21 protein-coding genes are annotated in these 22,865 nt (G+C 53.9%); 14 read left to right on the top strand and 7 right to left on the bottom strand.

Annotated elements, in window-relative coordinates; translation table 11 throughout:
* Window positions 1–360 precede the first annotated feature (360 nt).
* The 12 genes from N7326_RS03590 to rpsQ all read left to right on the top strand — a co-directional run bounded on the left by N7326_RS03590 (window position 361) and on the right by rpsQ (window position 7,297).
* Window positions 361–1,326 carry a DUF5996 family protein gene (locus N7326_RS03590; protein WP_263088165.1) on the top strand — a complete coding sequence of 322 codons (966 nt, stop codon included), beginning with the start codon at window positions 361–363 and terminating at the stop codon, window positions 1,324–1,326.
* 817 nt (window positions 1,327–2,143) lie between these two features.
* Window positions 2,144–2,449, top strand: a complete 306-nt coding sequence (gene rpsJ / locus N7326_RS03585; protein WP_259077445.1) for a 30S ribosomal protein S10 — start codon at window positions 2,144–2,146, stop codon at window positions 2,447–2,449.
* Between the two features lie 33 nt (window positions 2,450–2,482).
* Window positions 2,483–3,139 carry a 50S ribosomal protein L3 gene (gene rplC, locus N7326_RS03580; protein ID WP_259077442.1) on the top strand — a complete coding sequence of 219 codons (657 nt, stop codon included), beginning with the start codon at window positions 2,483–2,485 and terminating at the stop codon, window positions 3,137–3,139.
* Window positions 3,136–3,789, top strand: coding sequence for a 50S ribosomal protein L4 (rplD, locus tag N7326_RS03575; RefSeq protein ID WP_259077441.1), 654 nt, complete (start codon window positions 3,136–3,138; stop codon window positions 3,787–3,789). The genes rplC and rplD overlap by 4 nt, the downstream gene beginning before the upstream one ends.
* The gene (gene rplW, locus N7326_RS03570; protein ID WP_259077439.1) at window positions 3,789–4,091 is read left to right on the top strand and encodes a 50S ribosomal protein L23; all 303 of its coding nucleotides are present in this window, start codon (window positions 3,789–3,791) and stop codon (window positions 4,089–4,091) included. The genes rplD and rplW overlap by 1 nt, the downstream gene beginning before the upstream one ends.
* A gap of 23 nt (window positions 4,092–4,114) precedes the next feature.
* Window positions 4,115–4,957 (top strand): 50S ribosomal protein L2, encoded by an 843-nt coding sequence (rplB, locus tag N7326_RS03565; protein WP_259077437.1) that lies wholly within the window; start codon window positions 4,115–4,117, stop codon window positions 4,955–4,957.
* A gap of 16 nt (window positions 4,958–4,973) precedes the next feature.
* Window positions 4,974–5,255, top strand: coding sequence for a 30S ribosomal protein S19 (rpsS, locus tag N7326_RS03560; RefSeq protein WP_207118735.1), 282 nt, complete (start codon window positions 4,974–4,976; stop codon window positions 5,253–5,255).
* A gap of 3 nt (window positions 5,256–5,258) precedes the next feature.
* Window positions 5,259–5,615: a 50S ribosomal protein L22 gene (rplV, locus tag N7326_RS03555; RefSeq protein WP_259077431.1), complete on the top strand. Its 357-nt coding sequence runs from the start codon at window positions 5,259–5,261 to the stop codon at window positions 5,613–5,615.
* Between the two features lie 2 nt (window positions 5,616–5,617).
* A complete protein-coding gene (gene rpsC / locus N7326_RS03550) occupies window positions 5,618–6,364 on the top strand; it encodes a 30S ribosomal protein S3 (RefSeq protein ID WP_259077429.1) in 747 nt (248 codons plus the stop codon).
* 5 nt (window positions 6,365–6,369) lie between these two features.
* Complete coding sequence (gene rplP / locus N7326_RS03545) at window positions 6,370–6,786, top strand: 50S ribosomal protein L16 (protein WP_259077427.1); 417 nt, start codon at window positions 6,370–6,372, stop codon at window positions 6,784–6,786.
* Window positions 6,786–7,016, top strand: a complete 231-nt coding sequence (gene rpmC / locus N7326_RS03540) for a 50S ribosomal protein L29 (protein WP_259077419.1) — start codon at window positions 6,786–6,788, stop codon at window positions 7,014–7,016. Before rplP ends, rpmC begins: the two co-directional genes overlap by 1 nt.
* Before the next feature lie 2 nt (window positions 7,017–7,018).
* Window positions 7,019–7,297: a 30S ribosomal protein S17 gene (gene rpsQ / locus N7326_RS03535; RefSeq protein ID WP_259077418.1), complete on the top strand. Its 279-nt coding sequence runs from the start codon at window positions 7,019–7,021 to the stop codon at window positions 7,295–7,297.
* A gap of 52 nt (window positions 7,298–7,349) precedes the next feature.
* Here rpsQ and N7326_RS03530 read toward each other — a convergent pair whose 3' ends face one another.
* The 7 genes from N7326_RS03530 to N7326_RS03500 all read right to left on the bottom strand — a co-directional run bounded on the left by N7326_RS03530 (window position 7,350) and on the right by N7326_RS03500 (window position 16,968).
* The gene (locus tag N7326_RS03530) at window positions 7,350–11,210 is read right to left on the bottom strand and encodes an AMP-binding protein (RefSeq protein WP_263088163.1); all 3,861 of its coding nucleotides are present in this window, start codon (window positions 11,208–11,210) and stop codon (window positions 7,350–7,352) included.
* Between the two features lie 9 nt (window positions 11,211–11,219).
* On the bottom strand, window positions 11,220–12,458 hold the full coding sequence (locus N7326_RS03525; RefSeq protein WP_259157985.1) for an alpha/beta hydrolase-fold protein: 1,239 nt from the start codon (window positions 12,456–12,458) through the stop codon (window positions 11,220–11,222).
* A 63-nt stretch (window positions 12,459–12,521) separates the two neighbouring features.
* Complete coding sequence (locus N7326_RS03520; protein ID WP_259077398.1) at window positions 12,522–12,743, bottom strand: phosphopantetheine-binding protein; 222 nt, start codon at window positions 12,741–12,743, stop codon at window positions 12,522–12,524.
* 11 nt (window positions 12,744–12,754) lie between these two features.
* Window positions 12,755–14,464, bottom strand: a complete 1,710-nt coding sequence (locus tag N7326_RS03515; protein WP_263088162.1) for a (2,3-dihydroxybenzoyl)adenylate synthase — start codon at window positions 14,462–14,464, stop codon at window positions 12,755–12,757.
* A complete protein-coding gene (locus N7326_RS03510; RefSeq protein WP_263088161.1) occupies window positions 14,461–15,573 on the bottom strand; it encodes an isochorismate synthase in 1,113 nt (370 codons plus the stop codon). Before N7326_RS03510 ends, N7326_RS03515 begins: the two co-directional genes overlap by 4 nt.
* A gap of 1 nt (window position 15,574) precedes the next feature.
* Window positions 15,575–16,216 (bottom strand): isochorismatase family protein, encoded by a 642-nt coding sequence (locus N7326_RS03505; protein ID WP_263088160.1) that lies wholly within the window; start codon window positions 16,214–16,216, stop codon window positions 15,575–15,577.
* 32 nt (window positions 16,217–16,248) lie between these two features.
* Window positions 16,249–16,968: an SDR family oxidoreductase gene (locus N7326_RS03500; protein WP_259077383.1), complete on the bottom strand. Its 720-nt coding sequence runs from the start codon at window positions 16,966–16,968 to the stop codon at window positions 16,249–16,251.
* A gap of 847 nt (window positions 16,969–17,815) precedes the next feature.
* Here N7326_RS03500 and N7326_RS03495 point away from each other — a divergent pair.
* Window positions 17,816–20,068, top strand: a complete 2,253-nt coding sequence (locus tag N7326_RS03495) for a YncE family protein (RefSeq protein WP_263088159.1) — start codon at window positions 17,816–17,818, stop codon at window positions 20,066–20,068.
* Between the two features lie 429 nt (window positions 20,069–20,497).
* Window positions 20,498–22,780, top strand: coding sequence for a YncE family protein (locus N7326_RS03490; protein WP_263088157.1), 2,283 nt, complete (start codon window positions 20,498–20,500; stop codon window positions 22,778–22,780).
* Window positions 22,781–22,865 lie beyond the last annotated feature (85 nt).

Here is a 22,865-nt window from a genome sequence, read left to right as displayed (position 1 = left end):
TCCCTATTGAAGCTAGGTTTAGGGGCCAAAAATACCGGTTTTCTTAGTCTTGAACTGGATAAATCAAGTCTTCTCCCAGTTGTTTTGTGGTATCGGGTTGATGAGCATCCTTCCGGGGCTAGGTAGTGAGGTCTAGGGCGGAGCTGCGGGTGATGATGATCCAATTTTATTCATTGGATCTCATAGGAGGTACTTCTTAGTGACTTCTCATCATCCTTTGGCGATGTGTGTATGTGATCGAGAGCATAGTGCTAAAAGCCCCGGTGCAGCGGCTGGCGCCGAGGTGTGGGGTGGCTTAAACTATAAGTAGTTGACTTATCAACTTTCCTATCCATCACGTACGCGAAAGTAGCTTAAATCATGACCCACTCTCTCCACTCCGGCTGGCCTGCGCTCAAAGTTGCCGATTGGGAAGAAACCCGCACGACTGTTCATATGTGGACACAAATCATCGGCAAGATCCGCATGGCCTACGCACCCCTCGTCAATCACTGGTGGCAAGTGGCGCTCTATGTCACCCCAGCGGGTCTAAGTACATCCGCGATCCCCTTTGAAGACGGATCCTTTGATATAGAGTTCGACTTTCTCGCCCATGAGATCCACTTCCGTCGCTCAAATGGAAAGCGGGCACATTTTGCCTTGCAATCCATGAGCGTGGCCGCGTTCTACCGTCTCGTGGCAGAGGCAATGGAGGCGATCGAGGTCCCATTCGATATTCGACCTATCCCAACCGAAGTAGACCCCGCACCTGACTTCCGCACAAATGAGACCGACGCTGCCTACGATAAGAGCGCAATCGAGGCATTTTTCCACCAACTTGTGCAGGCGAATAATCTCATCGGTGAATTCCGTGCCGACTATATTGGCAAGGTCAGTCCCGTTCACTTCTTCTTTGGTTCCTTTGATCTTGCATGCACGCGCTTTAGTGGAGAACTCGCCCCCCGCCACCCGGGCGGCGCGCCCAACTGTGGCGACTGGGTCATGGTTGAAGGTTATTCGCACGAACTATCCAGCTGCGGCTTCTGGCCGGGTGGGGGAGATGAGGGAGCATTCTATGCCTACGCCTACCCCGTGCCCGAAGGATTCGAGCGCGCAGCTATCGCCCCCGAAGGCGCTTATTATAGTGAGGAATTCCAGCAATTCCTGCTTCCCTATGAGGTAGTTCGCCAGTCGGCCGATCCTCGCGCTGCAGTCCTTGCCTTCTTACAGAGCACCTACGAGGCCGGAGCCACTCTCTTGAAATGGCCGCGTACCCAACTAGAATGCGACGACTCTAGGCTTGAAGCCTATAAGAATGGCCGCACCCCGCGTGATCTACACTCTTAAAGGTCTACCCTAGGAGCAAAACGAGAGTAGCCGAATCCCCCCCTCTTGGCGAGCATATAGACCCACGAGGGGGGCTTCTGTGCCATTCGTACAATTTTCCACCTCGTAGGTTGCGCGGTAGATTGCGCGACCTGTCATCCGGTGTTATATAGAATCTCCGCCGCCGCAGCTACGTTAGGGAGCCGATCGGCATTCAAGGGGGATATGAAGTGATAAAGGTGGTGTGTTAAGCGCTGAAACAAATTGGCAATCTAGCTTGCAACTTTCCTTCATACATGTTTTAATGATCAGGTTGCTTTGACAGGTGCACTGGTATCGCCCTCAAGCGGTTTCAGTGAGGCTGGCAAAGCAAACATGACACCTTCACTTAAGGTGACTTTAGTATTTAAGAGGTACGGATCCTCCTTACGAGGGTTAGCGGCCTTGTTATTACTGAAGCATCTAGGAGGTTTCTTCAAGGAGAATGAGCTCACGCGAGTTCTATTTGAAGGCCAGGATAAGTGACGTGGATGCATGGCAAATAAACAGCGGCAGTACGTAAGTGATCACCTAGGTGAAAACCTAGCGCCCGATCCCTTCCGGCTTGACTTCTTGGGTCTTGTACCCCGAGGGCTAGTGAAAAGGCCAAAGTTTGTGAGCTTTGTAGCCACATCGACATGTTCGACATTTTCCTAGCAAGTCTGGAATAGACAATCAAGTAAGAAACTGGCGTTGCGCCCAGGTATCCCAAGAACTCCTGGACAACGTTATAGAGAATAAGATGAAGCGATTCCCACCAATCCATTGTGGAAGTGGGACAAGCGAGGAAGAGGAAAGCGTGGCGGGACAAAAGATCCGCATTCGGCTAAAAGCCTACGACCACGAAGCAATTGACGCGTCTGCACGCAAAATTGTCGAGACCGTCACCCGTACGGGTGCACGAGTGGTAGGCCCAGTGCCATTGCCAACCGAAAAGAACGTATATGCCGTTATCCGTTCTCCCCATAAGTACAAGGACTCTCGCGAGCACTTCGAGATGCGCACTCACAAGCGCCTCATCGACATCCTCGACCCGACGCCGAAGACGGTCGACGCGCTCATGCGCATCGATCTTCCGGCCAGCGTCGATGTGAATATTGTGTAATCGACGACTTTCTTGGCATCCGGAGAATAAATAATGAGTGAAACTGAGATCAAGGGCATTCTGGGCCGCAAGCTCGGTATGACCCAGATCTTCGACGAAGAGAACCGCGTAGTACCGGTGACCGTCGTTGAAGCTGGGCCATGCGTTGTAACCCAGATTCGTACCCCCGAAATCGATGGCTATAGCGCCATCCAGATCGCCTTTGGCGATATCGACCCACGCAAAGTAAACAAGCCAGGCACCGGCCACTTCAACAAGGCCGGAGTTACCCCGCGCCGTCACGTAGCCGAAATCCGCATGGATGATGTATCTGGTTACGAAGTCGGCCAGGAAGTCACCGCTGATATCTTCGAAGGCACCACCTTCGTCGACGTTACCGGTACCTCCAAGGGCAAAGGCTTCGCCGGCGGCATGAAACGCCACGGCTTTGCCGGACAGGGTGCATCTCACGGTAACCAAGCAGCTCACCGCCGTGTCGGTGGTATTGGTGCTTGCGCTACCCCAGGCCGCATCTTCAAGGGCAAGCGCATGGCTGGCCGCATGGGTTCCGACCGCGTCACAACCCAGAACCTCAAGGTTCAGAAGATTGACGCCGATGCTAACCTCATCCTGATCAAGGGTGCAATCCCGGGCAACCGTGGAGGCATCGTGACCGTTAAGACCGCAGTGAAGGGCGGTGCACACGCATGAGCCATTTAACATTGGACGTCCACACCGCTCAAGGTGCCACCAATGGCACCGTTGAGTTGCCAGCAGAGATCTTCGATCGTGAAGTCTCAATCGCGCTGCTGCACCAGGTAGTCAACGCTCAGCTCGCTGCTAAGCGCCAGGGTACCCACTCCACCAAAACTCGCGGTGAAGTCCGTGGCGGTGGGCGTAAGCCTTTCCGTCAAAAGGGAACCGGTCGTGCTCGTCAGGGCTCGATCCGCGCACCTCACTTCGCCGGTGGTGGCATTTCGCACGGCCCTAAGCCACGCGATTATGCGCAGCGCACCCCGAAGAAAATGATCAAGGCCGCTCTCTTCGGCGCCCTGTCGGATCGTGCACGCAACGCACGCATCCACGTGGTGGAAGAGCTCGTTCCTGGTCAAACCCCTTCAACCAAGTCCGCAAAGACGTTCTTCGAGCGTCTCACCGATCGTCGCAACGTATTGTTCGTCGTCGGCCGTGAGGATATTACTGCCCAAAAGAGTGCTCGCAACTTAGAGCATGTCCAGGTGCTATTCGCTGATCAGCTGAACACCTATGATGTGCTCAAGTCTGATGATCTAGTATTCTCCGTCGAGGCTCTCAATACCTTCATCACCCGCACCCAGGGTGCGGTTAAGGAGGAGAACTAATGGCTAAGATCGCAAATCCCCGCGATATTATCCTCGCACCGGTTGTATCCGAGAAGTCTTATGGTCTGATGGAAGAAAACACTTATGTTTTCTACGTCGCTAAGACCGCTAATAAGACCGAAATCAAGATTGCCGTCGAGCAGATCTTCGGCGTTCAGGTAGCTTCCGTGAATACCATTAATCGAGAGGGCAAGCGCAAGCGCACTCGCTCCGGTTTTGGTTCCCGCAAAGCCACCAAGCGCGCCTACGTGACGCTCCGTGAGGGCAGCGACACAATCGACATCTTCGGCCAGAGCGCTTAAGAGAGTCGAGGTAAGGAAAAACTATGGCTATTCGTAAATACAAGCCGACAACCCCGGGTCGCCGCCAGAGCTCCGTTTCCATGTTCGAGGAGATCACTCGCTCGACCCCGGAAAAGTCCCTGGTTCGCCCACTTCCCAAGAAGGGTGGCCGTAATGTACACGGCCACATCACTGTTCGCCACAAGGGTGGTGGACATAAGCGCCAGTACCGTCTCATCGACTTCCGTCGCAATGACAAAGATGGTATCCCCGCTAAGGTCGCTCATATCGAGTACGACCCGAACCGTACCGCTAATATCGCCCTGCTGCACTACGTAGACGGCGAGAAGCGCTATATCGTGGCTCCTAAGGGCCTCAAGCAGGGGCAGATGCTCGAAGCTGGCGCCAATGCTGATATCAAGGTTGGTAACAACCTGCCACTGCGTAATATCCCAGCTGGTACCGTTATCCACTGCGTAGAACTCAAGCCTGGCGCCGGCGCCAAGCTCGCCCGTTCTGCTGGTGCATCCATCCAGTTGCTCGGTAAGGCTGGTAAATACGCTGTACTGCGTATGCCATCTTCCGAAATCCGCCGCGTCGACATCCGTTGCCGCGCTACCGTTGGTGAGGTTGGCAATGCTGATCAAATCAACGTGCGCTGGGGCAAGGCTGGCCGTATGCGTTGGAAGGGCGTTCGCCCAACCGTCCGTGGTGTCGTTATGAACCCGGTCGACCACCCACACGGTGGTGGTGAAGGTAAGACTTCTGGTGGTCGTCACCCAGTGTCCCCATGGGGCAAGAAGGAAGGCCGTACCCGCAACCCGAACCGGTACAGCAACAATATGATCGTGCAGCGTCGCCGGTCTAATAAGAGCAAGAAGCGCTAAGAGGAGGTAAGGAAAGATGCCACGTAGCCTAAAGAAAGGCCCGTTCGTCGATGAGCACCTCCTCGCGAAGGTAGACGCTCAAAACGAAAAGGGTACGAAGCAGGTCATCAAGACCTGGTCCCGCCGTTCCACCATTCTCCCAGATTTCATTGGACACACCTTCGCCGTTCACGACGGTCGTAAGCATGTTCCAGTATTCGTAGACGACTCCATGGTCGGCCACAAACTGGGTGAATTCGCACCAACCAAGACCTTCAAGGGTCATATTAAAGACGATAAGAAGAAGGGACGTCGATAAGCGATGAGCGAAATCAATTCCGCACGCGCGACCGCCCGCTTCGTCCGCGTAACCCCTATGAAGGCTCGTCGTGTTATCGATCTCGTACGCGGCAAGTCAGTCGAAGAAGCTCTGGCTATCTTGAAGTACGCTCCCCAGCATGCTTCTGAGCCACTAGCTAAAGTGATTCATTCCGCAGCGGCCAACGCTGAGAATAACTTCGGCTTGGATCCACGCACCTTGGTCATCTCTGAAGCCTATGCTGACGAGGGCCCCACCATGCGTCGTTTCCAGCCTCGCGCCCAGGGTCGTGCTTTCGCGATCCGCAAGCGCACCAGCCACATCACCGTGGTTGTCGAGAGCCAAAAGGCAGGTGCATAAACGTGGGACAGAAGATCCATCCACACGGTCTCCGATTGGGTATCACTTCCGACTGGAAGTCCCACTGGTACGCCGATAAGAATTACGCAGAGTACCTCGCAGAAGATATCAAGATCCGCGAGTTCCTCACCAAAACCCTCGACCGCGCTGGTATCGCCGATATTGTTATCGAGCGCACCCGCGACCGCGTCCGCATCGACATCCACACCGCCCGCCCGGGTATTGTGATCGGTCGCCGTGGTTCCGAGGCTGACCGTCTGCGCGGCGAGCTCGAGAAGCTCACCCGTAAGCAGGTTGCCCTCAATATCCTCGAGGTCAAGAACGTTGACGCCAATGCACAGCTGGTTGCACAGTCGGTAGCCGAACAGCTCACCAACCGTGTGGCATTCCGCCGTGCTATGCGTAAGGCAATCCAAGGCGCTATGCGTCAGCCTCACGTCAAGGGCATCAAGGTTGTATGTTCTGGTCGTCTCGGCGGTGCCGAAATGTCTAGGACCGAGCGCTACCACGAAGGTCGCGTTCCACTACATACCCTCCGCGCCGAAATCGATTACGGCACCTACGAGGCTCACACCACCTTCGGACGCATTGGCGTCAAGGTGTGGATCTACAAGGGTGACGTTGTCGGCGGCCGTCGCGAGAGTGAAATCAACGCACCAGCAGAGCGCCGTGGCCGCGGTGACCGCAACGCGCGTCCGCGTCGCGGTGGCCAGCGTCGTCAGCGCGCTGAGCAGAAGCAGGAGGGCTAAGACCTATGCTTATTCCAAAGCGCGTGAAATACCGCCGCCAGCACCGTCCACACCGTAGTGGCGTTTCTAAGGGCGGTAACCGCATTGTTTTCGGTGATTACGCAATCCAGGCTCTCGAGCCCGCCTATATCACCAACCGTCAGATCGAGTCTGCACGTATTGCAATTAACCGCCACGTCAAACGTGGTGGCAAGGTTTGGATCAATATCTTCCCAGACCGTCCACTGACCCAGAAGCCACTCGGTGTTCGTATGGGTTCCGGTAAGGGCCCTGTGGAAAAGTGGATTGCAAACGTCAAGCCGGGTCGCATTCTCTTCGAGATGAGCTACCCAAATGAGGAAACCGCTCTTGAGGCGCTGCGTCGTGCAGGCCAGAAGCTTCCTTGCAAGGTTCGTATTGTTAAGAAGGAGGACCAGTTCTAATGGCTAACGGTACCCCCGCACACGAGCTTCGCGAGCTGAACGCCGAGGAGCTAGCAACCCGCCTCTCTGAGGCTAAGGAAGAGCTGTTCAACCTGCGCTTCCAGGCCGCAACCGGTCAGTTGACCAATAACCGCCGCCTGCGTGCAGTGAAGACCGATATTGCTCGTATCTACACTGTCATTCGCGAGCGCGAACTTGGCCTGTCTGTAGTTCCAGGAGCTGAGGCTTAATTATGAGTGAGGCAAAAGTGAACAAGAAGGAAAAGGGCGCACGCAAAGTACGCACCGGTTATGTCGTCTCTGACAAGATGCAGAAGACTATCGTGGTTGAGCTCGAAGACCGTCACCAGCACGCTCTTTACGGCAAGACCATCCGTACCAACTCGAAAGTAAAGGCTCACGACGAGAATGAGATTGCCGGCATTGGCGATCTGGTTCGCATCGAAGAGACCCGTCCACTTTCAAAAGATAAGCACTTCCGTCTCGTAGAAATCGTCGAGAAGGCACGCTAAATCTGTGTGGTTGAAAGACCTTGTGAAGAAAATATCTTCACAGGGTCTTTTTTTAATGCGAAATCCGCTGAGCCAGGTCATTTAGAACCTCTACTCCCACCATCCCTGGATGATTGACGGGATACTCAACGCACTCCAGGTGCTCAATCAGATGATCCCAAGCGCTCACCGTAATCTCCGGTAACCGGGTTGCTCGATCTAGCCCCGCGGTATAGTGCACCGCTTGCCCAGAGTAAAAGCCTGCAGTGTGCTCACGCATCAACGATGCATTGTGCGCTACCATTGTCCTAATGCCATCAATTTCGTGGTCACGCAACTGGGAAAAAACTCCATGGGAATCCCTCATGGCCGCGATGATCTCAGCTGCGCTCAGGGGAGTATCATCGGCGCGCTTGAGCCCTGCCATGGCGAGAACTCCTGCCCATAACTCCTCCTCAGAGGGGATCGGCACAGATTGCCATACCTGAGGAGGGTAGGCATCAAGGAGATAGAGTCCGCTGATAGCGACACCGTCCCAGCTGTGCTGAAGTTGGCAGGCCACTTCATGAGCCACAACGCCACCCACCGACCAGCCGACAAGCACGACAGAGCTAAAATGATGGATCTGCCACAGCTCTCGAATTTTATCTAGTGAAGCTCGCGCTTGTGCCTGAATGCTGGTTGCTCGGTGCGCAGTATCGAGAATACCCAGAGATTGCATCCCAAAAATGCCGCTACCTGAGTGCCGATCGTACTCTTCCAGGAGGTGCGCCAGGGGGGAATAGGACCAGGTGAGTCCACCTGCTGGAGCGAAGCAGAAAATAGCTGCCCCACCGTGATGCGGACGCAGAGTAATAACCGGATCGAAACCTCCAGCATCTGTTGAATAGTTCAGACATTTAGCCAGGCCGGAAATCGTGGGGTGGGCAAATATATCTGCCACACTAAGTTGCGGAAATTTCAGCGCTAAGTCCACCGCACTAAGCGAATGACCGCCTAGGGAAAAGAAACTCTGATCAGCATCGTTGACACGCTGCCCCAGAACCTCTTCAAAAGCCTTGTGGACTGCCTGTTCCGTGGGATCGAGTGAAATTATTGCGCCACCTGTGTGCTCAAGGATGGGGGCTGGTAGGGCCTGGGTATCTAGTTTGCCATTGGGAGTCATGGGGAAAGCGTCAAGCGCTATATAGAACGAGGGCACCATATATTCCGCGAGGAAGGAGCGCGCATGGCGATCGAGTAATTCGGGAACTTCTCGATCAGCGGGAATATAATAAGCCACAATTTTGGGGTCCCCATGGCTGTGGTCAATAACGACCGCCACGGCGAGCACCTCGGGGAGCTTCGATAGGGTATTCTCGATCTCCGCGAGCTCCACACGCTGGCCGCGAATTTTCACCTGGCTATCTGCTCGCCCCGTATAGATCAGCTCCCCATTCAACCAATAAGCCGTGTCACCGGTGTTATAGAGCGTGGTGGGGCCCAGGTGGGGGAGGGTAATAAAGTGCTGCGCGGTGAGATCTTCGCGCCCTATATATCCCAATCCCACCTGTATGCCACCAATCAGTACAGTGCCGCTAAAGCCTGGTGGCAGGGGCGCGAAATAGGGGTCAACAATATGGATATCGGTATTCCATACCGGTGCCCCAATGGGGACCAGATGATCGGTCGGTGTAAAGGTATGGGCGGTGACATCAATCGCCGCCTCGGCGGGTCCATAAAGATTATGAATATCAGCATCAAAGAAATCCTGAGCGCGAGATGCCAGGCTTGCCTCCAATGCCTCACCTGAGCAGATAAGGGCGCGCAGATTAAAGCGAGCTGCGTCCCACTGGTCTCTTTTCGAGGGGTGTTGAGTGAAACTTAAAAAGGATGTGAGGGCGGCAGGCACAAAATGACAAATCGTGGCGTGCGCCAGAGTGAGATGGGAGGCAATGACGGCTGGATTCTTATGAGCTAGTGGCGTCGCAATCGCAGTTGGGATCCCGTGAGTAAAAGCTAAGAGATACTCCCATACTGACACATCGAAAGAACTGGGTGTTTTATGCAGCACAATATCCTCAGGTGTTATCTGGTAATACTCGCACATCCAGCTGAGTCGATTGACAATACCTGCCTGAGAATTTGCTACCGCCTTCGGGGCGCCAGTGGATCCGGAAGTAAAAAGGATATAGGCGCACTGTGGATGCGCATGGGGGGATCGGATAGGGGACGTAGGAGCTGAGCAGGTGGAATCGGTGACCCTTATAGTAGGGATCGGGTGATCGAGCGAAGTGGCAGACATTACCACGTCCGCTCCGCTGGCGTCGATCATATAGGTGCGTCGCGCTAGCGGCAGGGTGGGGTCTACTGGGCACCACGTCACTCCCATGAGAGCAAGAGCCGCGACAGTAAGAAGGAATTCCATTCCGCGTTCTATATGCAGGACGACGATATGCCCGGGCTGGAGACCGTAGCTGCGCAGAGCCGCGCATCGCCTATCAACTCTCGCCCATACCTCGGGAGCACTAAGCCAACGCAGATCTTCCCCACCGAGGTCAAAGGTACCAAGAAGTTTATCCAGCTGACCATATCGCTTGCGGGCAGCGGTGATCATCTCTCCGAGGGTCTGGTACTCGATGGCTCGGCGATCCCCTTGATGATGAGCAATGGAGCTACGTTCATGCGCCGTAGCTACAGATTTTCCCGCAAAGAGGGGGCCACCCGAGATATCTAGTGTGCTGATAAACTCAGCGAAGCGCTGGGCGTGGTCGCGAACAAGGTGCGCGTTATTGGAGCCGCGACCCAAGACAATTATTTCTAATTCCGCTAATGGTGTGGACTGAATGATGAATTCGCAATCATTAATCGGCCCCACGGCAATGGTCTCCAGGAGTGCTTGGATCGTTGCAAATTGAAACCTCGGGCTAAAGGGCCGGAAATTTAGATGCGGCCCAATAAAACGCTCATAGGGATCCGAGATCCCTTTAAGCACTCGCAATTGGGCCGCGCTGATATCACTATGGGCGCGGAGGAGACTCAGCGCCTTAGATACCTCGTTGATATCGATTCCAGGCTGCGGGATATGAAGATCAACGTCGAGGCCTAGAACATTGACTAAGGGGCCCTGGCTTACCAGCGCCTGTCCTAGGGGGCGGTTCATCATGGGGACCCCGATACTAATGCGCTCGGTGACGCCTGAGAGCACACCGCAATAATGAGCCAAGCTCGCCAATAATAACTCCAGCTCCTGGGCGTGATACTCGCGCGCTAAAGCCATAAATGATCGGCGCGCCGAAGCAGCTACAGTGGCCCTAGCGCTGACCATGAGTTCATCTCCCGCCGGTTCCAGCAAAGGGGGTGGGGTGACCAGCGGAGTCGCACTCCAATAATCGCGTGTCGCCGCACTCGGAGTAGGCGGTTCAAGGGTGAATTCTGCTGCCACATAGTCAGGAGGAATAAAGGGTGACGACGGTAAGTGCGCGTGATTGACGAAGGCGGTGTAGGTATCCGCTATCCAGCGGATAAGAGCATTGACAAAGAAACCATCACAGCAGATATGGTGAAAGCGAGCCAGCCAGTACACCCTATGATCTTGATCCCTAAACAGCCAGTGAGCAGTGAGTGTTTCTCCCACGAGATCGCCATTAAGCCGGGTAAGCATGATGGTGCGGGCGAACTTTCTAGGGTAATCAACGGGCGCCTCTACCACGGTCACCTGGCACGGATTCGGCTGGAGCACGGCGCGGTGCGGACTATCGTAATGAGCATTGATAACCTCCACCGATTGAATACACTGCGTGATGGCCGTGCGGAGGAGATCGATATCTACCTCGCCGTCGAAAATAATGAGCTCCGCGGTTTGGTACTGCGCGCTGGTGGGGTCAAGCATATGGGCGAACCACATAGATTGCTGCGTGGGACTCAGAGCGATGTAGGTAGTGGGGGAATGCATGATGAGTCCTTATCGGGGATAGGTAGTCGAAAAAGCGCGAGGATCGAGGTGGGCGCGTGGGTACTCGCTGAGGGCGGCGCTTAGATCGTCGAAAAGCGTCTCCCGCCACCACGCGAGGTCATGGCCGCCGTCGATAAGAGAAAATGAATGGGGCCAATCTAGGTCATCGAGGGCTGTTATTAATGACATAACATGCGGTAGGAGTTGATCCTCCCGCAGTCCTGTGGAGATATAGAAGTGGGGTAGGCGCTGTGGAATGCTCAGCTCATAGAGTTCGGTGACCAGCCATGGAAGCACCTGGTTATTTAGATCGCGCGGGCTGGCTTCCGGCCCTGGGTGCCACCACAGCGACGGTGACTGCGCAATAACCGCCCCGAAAAGATCAGCACAATTAAGAGCTATATACAGCGCCTGAAAAGCCCCAAGGCTCTGACCTGCAATGAGAGGCTTGGCGCTGCTGAGGCGATGGCCGCGGGTCTTAGCCAATTGCTGGGCCATAAGAGGTAATTGGGAAGCAATATAATGCGAAGTCTCGGGATTTACAGTGAGCATCTGGCGACGCTTATCGGGCGAGGAAAAACCAAGGCCGATAACAGCAACCGGAGGAATCATGCCGTGCGCGATGGCCTGATCGAGCGCCACCTCAAGGTGGAGACGCTGAAACCATATATCGGCGTCGAGCAGAATCAGCAGGGGCAAATCAGCACAAGGGATTGCCGGAAAATAGGAGTAGATACCCTCGGGTGAGCAATCGAAGCGCGCCGGGTGTGGGTGCGTGAGTGCATCCCATATAGGGTGTGGGGGAGCCGACCGCCCGCGGATGAGCGAGAGCCCTTTTCTCCCTTCAGAAATGAGATGACCGAATCGGGCGTGGGGGTCGAAGAAGTGAGGATAATTATTGTGCCCTGGAGGGCGATAGTGGCCAGCATTGATGCGGAAGCAATAGGAAGCGCGCACAGTTGGGGGAATTGTCAAGGTGCGGACCCACACGGATGTTCCTGGGACCTGGCGCATCAACCCGTGAGCGTGGCGTGTCTTATCGGTCAGGCGATTAATCCATACATGAACGTCATCTGGTGGAGAGACCCCGTAGGCGGGGTCAAGCTCGCAGAGATCCACAAGGAAAGTCATCTCGATCCCGGTGGGGTGATGTAGTGGGGTTCCCTGGGTGAGAAGCTGGGATAAAAAGTGCGCAGGGTTGTTCATTGTCGCACAGGCATCGATGATCTCTGCATCGCGATAAAACACTGATAACTCCCAGCTTTTTGGCTGCCTAGTAGTGGCAGCACGATGGTTATATGTCCTGTGGTTTTAGGTGCTGAGAATGTCGAGCCACTGACCAAAGGTGGGGGCAGCAATCAGGTCGTTGAATTCCACCTCGTAGCCATCGGCTCGCCATTTCTCTACCAACATAATGAGCCCCATGGAATCAAGACCGAGATCAACCATTAAAGCGTCGGCAGTGATGATCTCAGGGGAAATGCCTAAAACTGTGGCGAGTTCATCTTTTAATTGTGTCTCGGTCAGTTTCATTGGTGTGCTCCTTACTCTGATGATGGTGTGGACTCCGAAGTGCTTTGGATATATTTGAGTACTAAAGCGCGTAATTCTTTGCGGCTGGTTTTGCCCACCCCGGTGTGTGGAAATTCCTGGGCGAATTCGAAGAAATCGGGAATTTTATAGCTCGCTACACCACGGTTGCGTAGATACTGCCGTAGTTCTGCAGCACTGAGACCACTAGGCCTACTAGGACCACTAGGACCACTAGTGCTGAGCTCGGTGTCAGTGGTGAGTACTTCGCGCACGATAAAAGCACAGGTTTTCTCCCCGTGCATGTCATCTGCCACGCCCACGAGGGCGGCGTCGCGGATCAGGGGGTGGGTGATGAGGTGGTTTTCGATGTCCTCGGCGGAGATTTTCTCGCCTCCGCGGTTAATCTGATCTTTGGAACGACCCTCAACGATCAGGTGGCCTGTGGGGAGTTGGCGGACAATATCGCCAGTGATATAGAAGCCGTCTGGGCTAAAGGAATCTGGGTCCGCGCCGTTGAAATAACTATTGATGGTATACGGGCCGAGGGTTAGCAAAATACCGGGTTCACCTGGGGCTACCGGTTGGCCAGAATCATCAATGATCCTGATCTCATCATCAGCGGAGATGGGACGGCCTTGAGTTGTGGTGACCAGCTCAGGTGGATCATCATATCTGGTATAGTTCACCAAACCTTCGGCCATCCCGAAGACCTGTTGCAACTGACACCCGAGCTCTGGGCCGATGCGGCTGGCTGCAGCGCTAGAGAATTTAGCCCCACCTACTTGGAGAATCTCCAGCGAAGAGAGATCGGGTTTGGTGTTGGCATGAACAGCAAGCCATGCGAGTGCCAAGGGAGGTACCAATGAGGTCATGGTAATAGCCTCATGAGCGATAATCTTAAAGGCCGTGGAGGGAGAGGGATCGGTGCAAAAGACGACAGTGCCACCCTTGAGCCAAACCCCTAAGACCCCGGGGGAGCTCATCGTAAAATTATGGGACACCGGCAAAATGACAAGGAAGCGGGTGTGCTCGTCGAGGCTGCATATGAGAGCGGATTCACGCACCGAATAGAGATAGTCGGCGTGGGTCCTAGGGATGAGCTTAGGGGTTCCGGTGGTTCCTCCGGAAACCTGCAAGAAGGCAAGATCTAAGGCATCGACAGCGTGGCGCGGGTAGGTAGCACCACTGAGCCACACGCCGGAGTGAAGGTAGAGGTTGTCGCTGTGGTCCTCATGTGGGCTAGCGATGATAACGGTGAGCGTAGGAAATTCTTCGCGCAAAGAATCCGCGAGTGCCGCGTGATTAAATCCTTGAAATTCGGCGGCGCACACCAGTGCTGTAGCTTTGCTCTGACTAATAAAATGCCGTAATTCGTGGCCACGGTGTGCCGGTAGGGCGAATACTGGCAGTGCCCCGAGGTGGAAGAGGGCGCCAATAGTGACGGCAAATTCGTAGATATTAGGAAGCTGCACGACCACGAAATCGCCGTTGTTTATTCCACTTTCGGCGAAAAAGGCGGCGGTAGCTTCGATATGTGTGTTGAGGTCCAGATAGCTGGAGCGGTGTATGTCTCCTCCACTGTCCTGGGCTACGAGTGCAGTGTGGTGTGGATATTTTTGCGCTTGGTGCGCAAAGAAATCAGCGAAGGTATCGGATGTCCAATATCCCCTACTGAGGTAATACGCGGCGCGCTCTGGTGGGTAGGGGGTATAGGTCATCATATCGAGTCCTTCTCGGAGCTCTGATGAGGCGGTCCTTGGGGCACGGGATGCACCACTTCTGGACCAAGATTGAGAACCGCGCGGATCGGCCCCAACTTCGTGGAGGTTTCTGCCAGTTCCTCCGCAGCTACCGAATCGGCTACAATTCCGCCCCCAGCGTACGCGGTGACATCACGTCCACCAATGAGCGCGCTCCGGATAGCCACCCGCCACTCACCGTTGCCATGGCGGTCCGACCACCCCACCGTGCCAGCATAAAAGCCGCGATCCGGTTCACGCTCTTTGAGTATCTCAAGAGCTCGGTTTTTTGGGTAACCGTTGACTGCTGCCGTGGGGTGTAATAGAGAGGCCAATTCAAGGGCAGTCATATTTTCTTTTAGTTCTCCCTGAATACGGGTCCCCAAATGCCACGTATGCGTGGTGCGAATGAGTGAAGGGTGGCGTGGAATATCCAACGTGCGGCTTAGCGGAGCGAGAATCTCTCGGAGCCCTTCGGTAACATAGGCGTGCTCAATATGATCCTTATGCGAGTTTTTTAATAACTCCGCACGCTGGTTATCGATTGTAGAGTCCTCACTGCGCGGGGCAGTGCCAGCCAAGGGCAAGGAGATGAAACTTTTACCGCGCTTGAGGAGGAGAATTTCTGGGCTGGGTCCTACGAAGTACTCGCCGTTGCCTACTGCGCTGAGATAGCCGTAGCCGGTGCCGGCACTGTGCATATATCGCGCCAGGATGGCCTCGGGGTGCGGTTCGTGAAGGAGGTGGTAACGCTGCGCGCGGGAGAGCACAATCTTGTCAACCTTCCCTGCTTTAATATCACCAATAGCGCGGTTGATTGATTCATAGTGCTGGCTAGGGCTAGGAGAATCTGTCACGGATACGACGGTGAGTGATTCCTGCTCAGTAAGGGTAGGGGTGGTAGAAGAGAACTGAAAACTGTCCGGAGCAAAAAGATAGGGTGTGCGATCAGGGTGGAAGGAAAGAGCTCCTAGAACAATTTCTCCGCCATTATTGAGGTAGTCAATTCCATCGTGCACGGTGGAGAATTTCTGAGCAATCCCGTGGGCGCTGAGGTTTTCTTCTGGTGAAATAAAAATAAAGCTGCGCATATTATTCTCCTCCCGCAGGATCTAATTGTTTGAACACGTGGCGGGTAGGAAGAACAACGCCGCACCGCTTGGCCACCCATAATAGTGCTTGTTCATGCTCGTCGCGGGTGAAGTCAGCTATGGCGTCACTGATAAGGAACGGCTGAATATCTTTCATAAAGGCATCGCCGGCACTGACTTGGCATCCCATATGCCCGTAGACTCCAGTAATGATGAGTTGATCGCGCCCACTGTACGAGAGTGCTCCAGCTAGGCAGGTCCGTTCGAAAGCCGAGTAGCGCCATTTTTCAATCACATGATCTCCTGCTTCTGGCGCCAAGGGGGCGATGATCTCCGCATCATGAGCGGTCTGCATTCCAACTCCCCACACCTCGTTAAGAAGACCCCGCTGGTGGGGGTGTTGCCGAGGGGGTTGCGCCGAATAAAAGACGGGGATGTCAAGGGATCGAGCTCGATCGGCGAGGGCTGCGATATTGGCTATGACGGTGCGGATGGGCTCCTGATCAGGGTGATAGGCGCGGATAAAATAATTTTGCATATCGTGAATCAGCAAGGCCGCTCGATACACATTGAGTTGCCAACCTGCGGCGCGCACAGCTGGCGGTTGGGGCAGACCGTAAGGAGAAATCTGGGGGATAGCCATTAAAGTGTCCAATCGCAAGATACCGGTAGAGCCTAGCTGTCGAGAGTTGCGCCCCCGTCGATACGCAGATCGTGCATCGTGATATGAGCTGATTCAGGGGAGACGAGGAAGAGGCACGCATGGGCAATATCATCAGGTTGGGCGAGTTTCTGCAGCGGAATTCCGAGGCGATACTCACTAGCGGTGCCGGCAATGACGCGCTCGCTTGCATCAACGCCATCTGGCCACATACCGGTGAGCATGGGCGTGAGTGTAGACCCTGGGGAGACGATATTGCAGCGGACATCGTAGCGAGCGCATTCGAGCCCTAAGGTGCGAGTCCAGGCTGTCACGGCTGCCTTTGACGCCCCGTAGCTGGCCATCCCGATGCGTGGAGTCGTTGCGGCATTAGAGGAAACCACAACAATGCTTCCGCGCCGCCGGGCGCACATGGCCTGGGCTATGGGTGAGACTACAGCGATGGTGCCTCCTATATTGACCTCAAAATTCTGGTTGCCAAAGAAGCTATGGTCTTCTTCTAAGCAGCGATCGGGCTGCATGACGCCAGCAACGTGGATGAGTGCATCGATTGGGCCGTGTTGATTTTCGGCGCGGGCAACGACCTGACGTACCCGTGCTTCATCGCGGATATCCACGGTGTCTTGGTCGATGGCGGTGATCGCCCGGTAGCGAGCAGTGGCATGCGCGATGACGGCACGTCCTATTCCTCCGGCTGCTCCGGTGACACAGAGATGTTGTGATGGGGAATGCATAGCTGTGGAGTTCTTTTCGCTGATTAAAGGAATGCTGATTAAGGGGATTAAGGGAATCAAAAGTACGGTGTGCAAAGAAAAATGACAGTGTCAGGCGTCTATTCATCTTTTTGCCGTCGCCGGTGCAGCCGATTTGTGATCAGGTCTACATTCCAGCCGAAGCCTTAAGCTAGAACGTAGTACAACTTTTTGTTAACTAAGCCTAACCAAAATGATGTACCCATTAAAGCACGACGATGCGATCGAGGCTAATTATTTTCCACCTTCTGGCTGAATCATCCGATGATTACTCGATTGCAAGCCGGTGGCCAGGGATAGTCATGGGTATGGACTGCCCATTTAGTGGGTGTGCTGCTTTTTTACCCCCGAGTTTTTGTGAGGTATTCAACTTTTTGAGAATCAATCGGGGCGCGTGAGGTTATCCGGCTTTTGAAAAGCTTTGGCTAACCATATCAATTAGGCGTTTACAAAAAGACTGGTCACCTTTTACGTCACCCAGCGCGAGGTGCCATTATCGCCTCAAGTGCGGATTTGCCCCGTTGAGAGCCCAGTGGGGCCGGCTTAAGATCATCAACCGAGAGTACGGTTGAGAAATCAGTCAAAAGGTTGAATTCTGCATCTGGCTCCCCAAGATTTTCTACAGATTTTCTACGTATATGGGGGTGATATCGAGCTTGATATCAGATCTCCCAAAATGCTCAGATACACCCTCTGGTTTCCATAGCCTGCTCACGGTGATGCTGAAAATCTATTCCCCCCAAGTCGAGCTATGTGGCCCCTTATAGATAACAGATTAGCGGTCTGCACTTGCAGGTATGGATCAAATAAAAAAACGGAAAGTGATTATATGAAGAATCTTCTCGCCCCCAAAGCTCACCAGCGCGCTCTCGCTGGACTCATGAGTATAACCGTGGTGGCCTCTGGGCTCGGCGTCGTTGCTACGACTCCCGCATTTGCCACCGAGGTTTGCGCTTCTGTGCAGGCGCCCGGCAATATAGCTCCCGAGGATATGACCCTCACCATCGACAATGCTGATGTCAAAAATTTCCGCTCGGGAGATACCATCCATCTAACCGCCAGCGGGGTCGCCCCTCGCAGCGCTGAAAACCCTTTGGTTATCAAAATTAATAAAGGTGCTAATAATTGGGTTCGCGCCGATCAGGCTCAGGGATCAAACCTCGAAATTTCGGGAACAGAAACGGAATCCCCGAACTTAATAGTTCCGTCCGATCTATTTGCTAATGGCGAATTGGATATCCACGTTGTCCTTCCGCAGGATCTTCCTAATGGCCAAAACTTCCTGACCGTCTTAGGTGGAGGGCAAGGGGGCGAACGACTGTCTTATTCTGTCCCCTTCTTTGTGGATAACACCGCAGCTGACGACGGTTTGTGTGGCACCCTCACCATCCAATCTCCTGAGATTAAAAGTGTAACCGGGTATGCCACGGACTCTCGACGTGCCAAGGCCGGCGAGATCCGCGTTTCCCTCGTCGTCGAGGGGATGATGGCAGGCGCCACACCCACGATGAGCATCGGTACCCAAGCGCTGACACTGCCCGATGATCTCGTGGTTGATCCTGCGGGTGTATTAAAAACTACCGTGACTCTACCCGTGGGCAGTGCTCTTGCAGGAGCGCATATGCTTACTGTGAGCGATGGTACGACCACAAAGGAACTCCGTCTGCTGACCACTGGATATGCCATGATTAGTGAGAATGCCGCTCAAGGCTCCCAAGCTACTGTGCGAGTAGTCAACCTCCCCGACGGCACTGAACTTACGAGTGTCGGCGTGGAGGGGCAGAACTGGTTGAGTGCCCCGGTAAGCGCCGTGGGTGGAATAGCGGAGCAAACTGGAGTGATGGTTCCTGCCGACGCACCATTCCGTGAGAAGGTGCGGGCCACCTACTCCATAGCTGGTCGCGACTACACGGTTGACACCGGTGAGCGGGTCAATGCCCCTCGTGATCTCATAGCCACGGAACTCTATGATTCTCAGTCGATGGAACTAGGGAAGGGCTTATACCAGAGTGCCATCAACGATAAGACTGGCAAGCTATTTGTCACGCGGGCAAATCGCAGAGAGGATTCTTCGATCTACAAGATTGATGCTAAGACCTTCACGATAGAGCAAACTCTTGATATTCAAGATCGTGATTCCACAGGTGAGAGCGTGCGTGGAGCCTTTGGTGTTGGGTTAGATAATGAGCGTGGTCTCGTCTGGGTGAGCAATACACTGCAAGATACTGTCAGTGTCTATCGCCAAAGCGATCTCAGTCTGGTGAAGACGTGGAGCGAGGGGAGTACCGCGCATCCACGCGATGTTGTTATCGATGAGAAAACAGGTTTGGCTTATGTTTCCATGGTTTCTCGTGCCACCGGCGCTGTTCATATCTATGATCTCGAGGCTGATGCTCCCGTAGCCATTGATCTCGGCCCAGATTTTGCCATCACAATGTCACTTGCTCTTAATGCTGACAAGGGCTTGCTGTATACCACTTCGAGGGTCAACCCGAATATTGCCAAGATCGATATCGCCTCGGCGAATAAGCAGGTGACGACAAAGAGCATGGATTCAGATCTAGTGGAATCCGCATCGGGTGTCGCGTTGGATCCGGTAAACAATAAGCTTTATATCACCGCGCAGGGAACCGGTAATACCGTGGTATTCGACGCCGATACCATGGACTTCATTACCGAGATTCCTACTGGAGCATCAGCGTTGAATGCCCGCTACAATCCGAGCGATGGTCGCATCTACGTGGCTCACCGCAAGGCAGGTACGGTAGTAGCGATTGATACGGAGACCGATACGGTTGTGGCCCGTCTGGACGCCGGTATGAATACGAACCATATCTCGGTCGGCGCTGACGGCACTGTCTATGCGGTCAATAAGGCAAGCCAAGCTGATCCAGAGGCCAAAGATAGACTCTTCGCCTTCAAGCTAAAGGAGCAACGAGGCGATGACATGTCGAGTTCTGGTCCGCTGCCAATGTGGGCCACAGTTCTGATCTCCATCACAAGTATCCTGGGTATCTTTGGATTGATCATAGGCGGCCTGCGCAATCTAGCGATGCAGTTCGGTATTCGGTTGCCATTCTGAGGCTGCTAGCTCTTGTCATCATCTAGTTCGCTGACTGGGTACGGGGGTAGATCCCGCCCCCGTACCGGCATGGACATATAAACAAGTCCAAATTATATGACGTATCTAACATTTGGGAGCTGTTTGAGCTCTCATGCCACATTCCACTAAGGGTGACCTCATTAATTAGAGGTTTAGCTAAGGATAGATTTACCTCCCATGTGATACCCGTATCTGAATCTACCCATAGAAGCTGGCTTGAAGTGGGAAAAAGCGTTGATTTGAGCTGTGGCTTACCTTAGGATTTGCAACGAAGGACCGGTTATATCAATCGAAAGATTGAATATAAGTTACAACTTATCGGTGACTACCGTGGGATCGCTATTTTCTTGAACCTATATAAGTCGCCTGACAAATTTTGGTATCTACAAACAAAGGAATTTTTCTTCAATGAATAAAACTTCAATGAATAAAATAAGAATAAGTGGCACCCAACGCGCTCTGGCAGGACTCATGAGTGCCGCTCTCCTCGGCTCCGGTCTCGGAGTCGTCTCAAGCACCCCTGCCTTCGCTAACGATGCTGAGTGCGCTAGCGTCCAACCGCGCGCTTCTCGCGGCATCATAGGAACCGATCTGAAAATTGTCGGCGCTGATACGAAAAACTTCCGCGCAGGCGATATTGTCCGTATCACCGCAACGGACGTTGTCCCTCGCCCTGGTGGATTCCTAGTGCTGAAAATCGACAGCAATGATAAACAGTGGGACCTTGCTGCGCAATCACAAGCTTCCGGACTTCAAGGCTTTCAAGGGCGCTCCGATACTTTAGAAATACCCGCTGATATGTTCGCCGATGGCAACCTCGATGTTTCCGTCGTCCTACCTGGGAACCTGGAAAATGGCCAGCATGTCATTTCGGTCCTCGGAGGCACCGATGGTGGTACCGCTATTTCTGCTCACCTCACCTTCGATGTCAATAACACCGGCGTAGATGATGGCATTTGCATGACAAAGGTCATTGAAGCCCCCACATCTTCTCCCGAAATCACTTCAGTTCGAGGTAACGCCGCCGACAACCGCCATGGACCAGCTGGCCTGCTCCGCATCAAGATGGAAGTACCCGGTTTCACCGCCGGTGAAGAAGCAACTGTCACCATAGGCGAAGATGCTTTCTCACTCGGCACCTTCACCGTGGGCGATGATGGAGTTTTCAAAGCTAGCCTGCGTATGACGGAACCTAAGGCGCTAGCTGGCGTTCACAAAATCGTCGTCACCGCTGGCAGCATGAGCAAAGAACTCACACTTGTCACTACCGCATATGCTGAAGTTAGCGACGGAGCGCCGCAGGGCGCACCTGTGACTGTCAGCGTGGCCAACCTGCCACTTGGAGCTGAGGTCGTACGCGTGGGCACCGATGGTGCTAACTGGTTGAGTGCTCCTGTTAGCGCTGATGATCGCGGCCAAGTGGCGATAGACAATGTGATGGTCCCCGCCGATGCCCCATTCGGGGAGCCAGTAACTGTTACCTACAGCTCGTCTGGAATCGAAACCACTATTTCGGCTGGCACTAATATCAATGCCCCTAGTGCGGCTCTCAATGTTAGTGACTACGAACAGCAGTCAGTAATGCTCCCCACTGGTCTCTACCAGTCAGTCTATGATTCTCGTACCGATACAGTGATCGTTAATGGATCTAATCGCACTGATGACTCCGTCTTCTACCGCCTGGATGCTCAGGATCTCAGCAAGAAGGACGAAGTCGAAATTGCTCACCGCGATGACGAAAATGGTATCTTCGCTGCTTTTGGTATCGCCCTCGATACCGAAAATAACCTGCTGTGGGCTGCAAACTCCCGCCAGGATGCCATTGCCGCCTATGACGGAACAACACTGGAACTTAAAAAGCAATGGCCTGTAGGTACCGCACAGCATCCCCGCGATGCCATTGTGGATGAAACTACCGGCAAGGTGTACTTCTCCCTGGCAGATCGAGACCACGGCAAAGTCTTGGTCGCTGATCCAAACCTCGAGCTAGATCCAGTAGAGATTTCCTTGACCGAGGATTTCAAACTCGCGATGGATCTCGAACTCGATTCGGCTAAGGGTTATCTCTATACCGTTGCCCGAAACTCCAACCATGTGGCAAAGATCAACGTGAAAACTAACGACGTTGAGCTCTTCACGGTTGACGGTTTAATTGGCGGAACCGGAGTGGCTCTCGATCCAGAACGCAACGAGCTATATATTTCATCCCAGAAAACCGGTGAGACTACGATTCTCGATGCGGACACCGGAAATAAGAAGCAGACTATCCGTACTGGTGCGACCGGACTTGGTGTCGCTTATAACCCTGTGGACAAGCGCGTTTATGTGGCCAACCGTGGTGATGGCAACCTCATTGCTATTGATCCCGCAACCAAGGATATCGTTGCAAAGATTCCAGTTGGGCCTTTAGCTAACCATGTGAATGTCGGCCCCGACGGTACCGTCTATGTGACAAATAAAGCCCGCGCGGGTGTCGGCGACGATCGGCAGGACGGCTTCTACGCTTTAAAGCTCAAGGAGCAAACCCCACCGCAATCCCCCAGCGGAAACGATGGGACCTCTAGCGAAAGCGGTCTGCCTGAGTGGGCGACTATCGTGCTCTCAATCGTCGGATCGCTAGGAATACTCGCCGTGATCCTCGGTGGTTTACGCACCCTTGCGATGCAGTTAGGCATCCGCCTGCCTTTCTAAAACACCAAGCGATCGTAAATTCCTACCTAGTTTTTCCTTCTCATCAAAGGAAGACCCAGGTACGGGATTACTGATCCACTAGGGG

Source organism: Corynebacterium sp. ES2794-CONJ1, from assembly GCF_025660615.1.
Taxonomy (GTDB): domain Bacteria; phylum Actinomycetota; class Actinomycetes; order Mycobacteriales; family Mycobacteriaceae; genus Corynebacterium.
Note: the sequence above shows the minus strand (reverse complement) of the source record. Positions and strands in the feature narration are given on the sequence as shown.

Excerpts from the sequence above, each read along its gene's own strand:
- N7326_RS03510 (WP_263088161.1), bottom strand. The coding sequence starts at position 15,573 with ATGCGCAGCTTTATTTTTATTTCACCAGAAGAAAACCTCAGCGCCCAC.
- N7326_RS03500 (WP_259077383.1), bottom strand. The coding sequence starts at position 16,968 with ATGCATTCCCCATCACAACATCTCTGTGTCACCGGAGCAGCCGGAGGA.
- N7326_RS03515 (WP_263088162.1), bottom strand. The coding sequence starts at position 14,464 with ATGATGACCTATACCCCCTACCCACCAGAGCGCGCCGCGTATTACCTC.
- rpsQ (WP_259077418.1), top strand. The coding sequence starts at position 7,019 with ATGAGTGAGGCAAAAGTGAACAAGAAGGAAAAGGGCGCACGCAAAGTA.
- rplV (WP_259077431.1), top strand. The coding sequence starts at position 5,259 with ATGAGCGAAATCAATTCCGCACGCGCGACCGCCCGCTTCGTCCGCGTA.
- rpmC (WP_259077419.1), top strand. The coding sequence starts at position 6,786 with ATGGCTAACGGTACCCCCGCACACGAGCTTCGCGAGCTGAACGCCGAG.
- N7326_RS03495 (WP_263088159.1), top strand. The coding sequence starts at position 17,816 with ATGAAGAATCTTCTCGCCCCCAAAGCTCACCAGCGCGCTCTCGCTGGA.
- N7326_RS03490 (WP_263088157.1), top strand. The coding sequence starts at position 20,498 with ATGAATAAAACTTCAATGAATAAAATAAGAATAAGTGGCACCCAACGC.
- N7326_RS03530 (WP_263088163.1), bottom strand. The coding sequence starts at position 11,210 with ATGCATTCCCCCACTACCTACATCGCTCTGAGTCCCACGCAGCAATCT.
- N7326_RS03505 (WP_263088160.1), bottom strand. The coding sequence starts at position 16,216 with ATGGCTATCCCCCAGATTTCTCCTTACGGTCTGCCCCAACCGCCAGCT.
- rpsS (WP_207118735.1), top strand. The coding sequence starts at position 4,974 with ATGCCACGTAGCCTAAAGAAAGGCCCGTTCGTCGATGAGCACCTCCTC.
- N7326_RS03590 (WP_263088165.1), top strand. The coding sequence starts at position 361 with ATGACCCACTCTCTCCACTCCGGCTGGCCTGCGCTCAAAGTTGCCGAT.
- rplW (WP_259077439.1), top strand. The coding sequence starts at position 3,789 with ATGGCTAAGATCGCAAATCCCCGCGATATTATCCTCGCACCGGTTGTA.
- rplB (WP_259077437.1), top strand. The coding sequence starts at position 4,115 with ATGGCTATTCGTAAATACAAGCCGACAACCCCGGGTCGCCGCCAGAGC.
- rplP (WP_259077427.1), top strand. The coding sequence starts at position 6,370 with ATGCTTATTCCAAAGCGCGTGAAATACCGCCGCCAGCACCGTCCACAC.
- rplC (WP_259077442.1), top strand. The coding sequence starts at position 2,483 with ATGAGTGAAACTGAGATCAAGGGCATTCTGGGCCGCAAGCTCGGTATG.
- N7326_RS03520 (WP_259077398.1), bottom strand. The coding sequence starts at position 12,743 with ATGAAACTGACCGAGACACAATTAAAAGATGAACTCGCCACAGTTTTA.
- rplD (WP_259077441.1), top strand. The coding sequence starts at position 3,136 with ATGAGCCATTTAACATTGGACGTCCACACCGCTCAAGGTGCCACCAAT.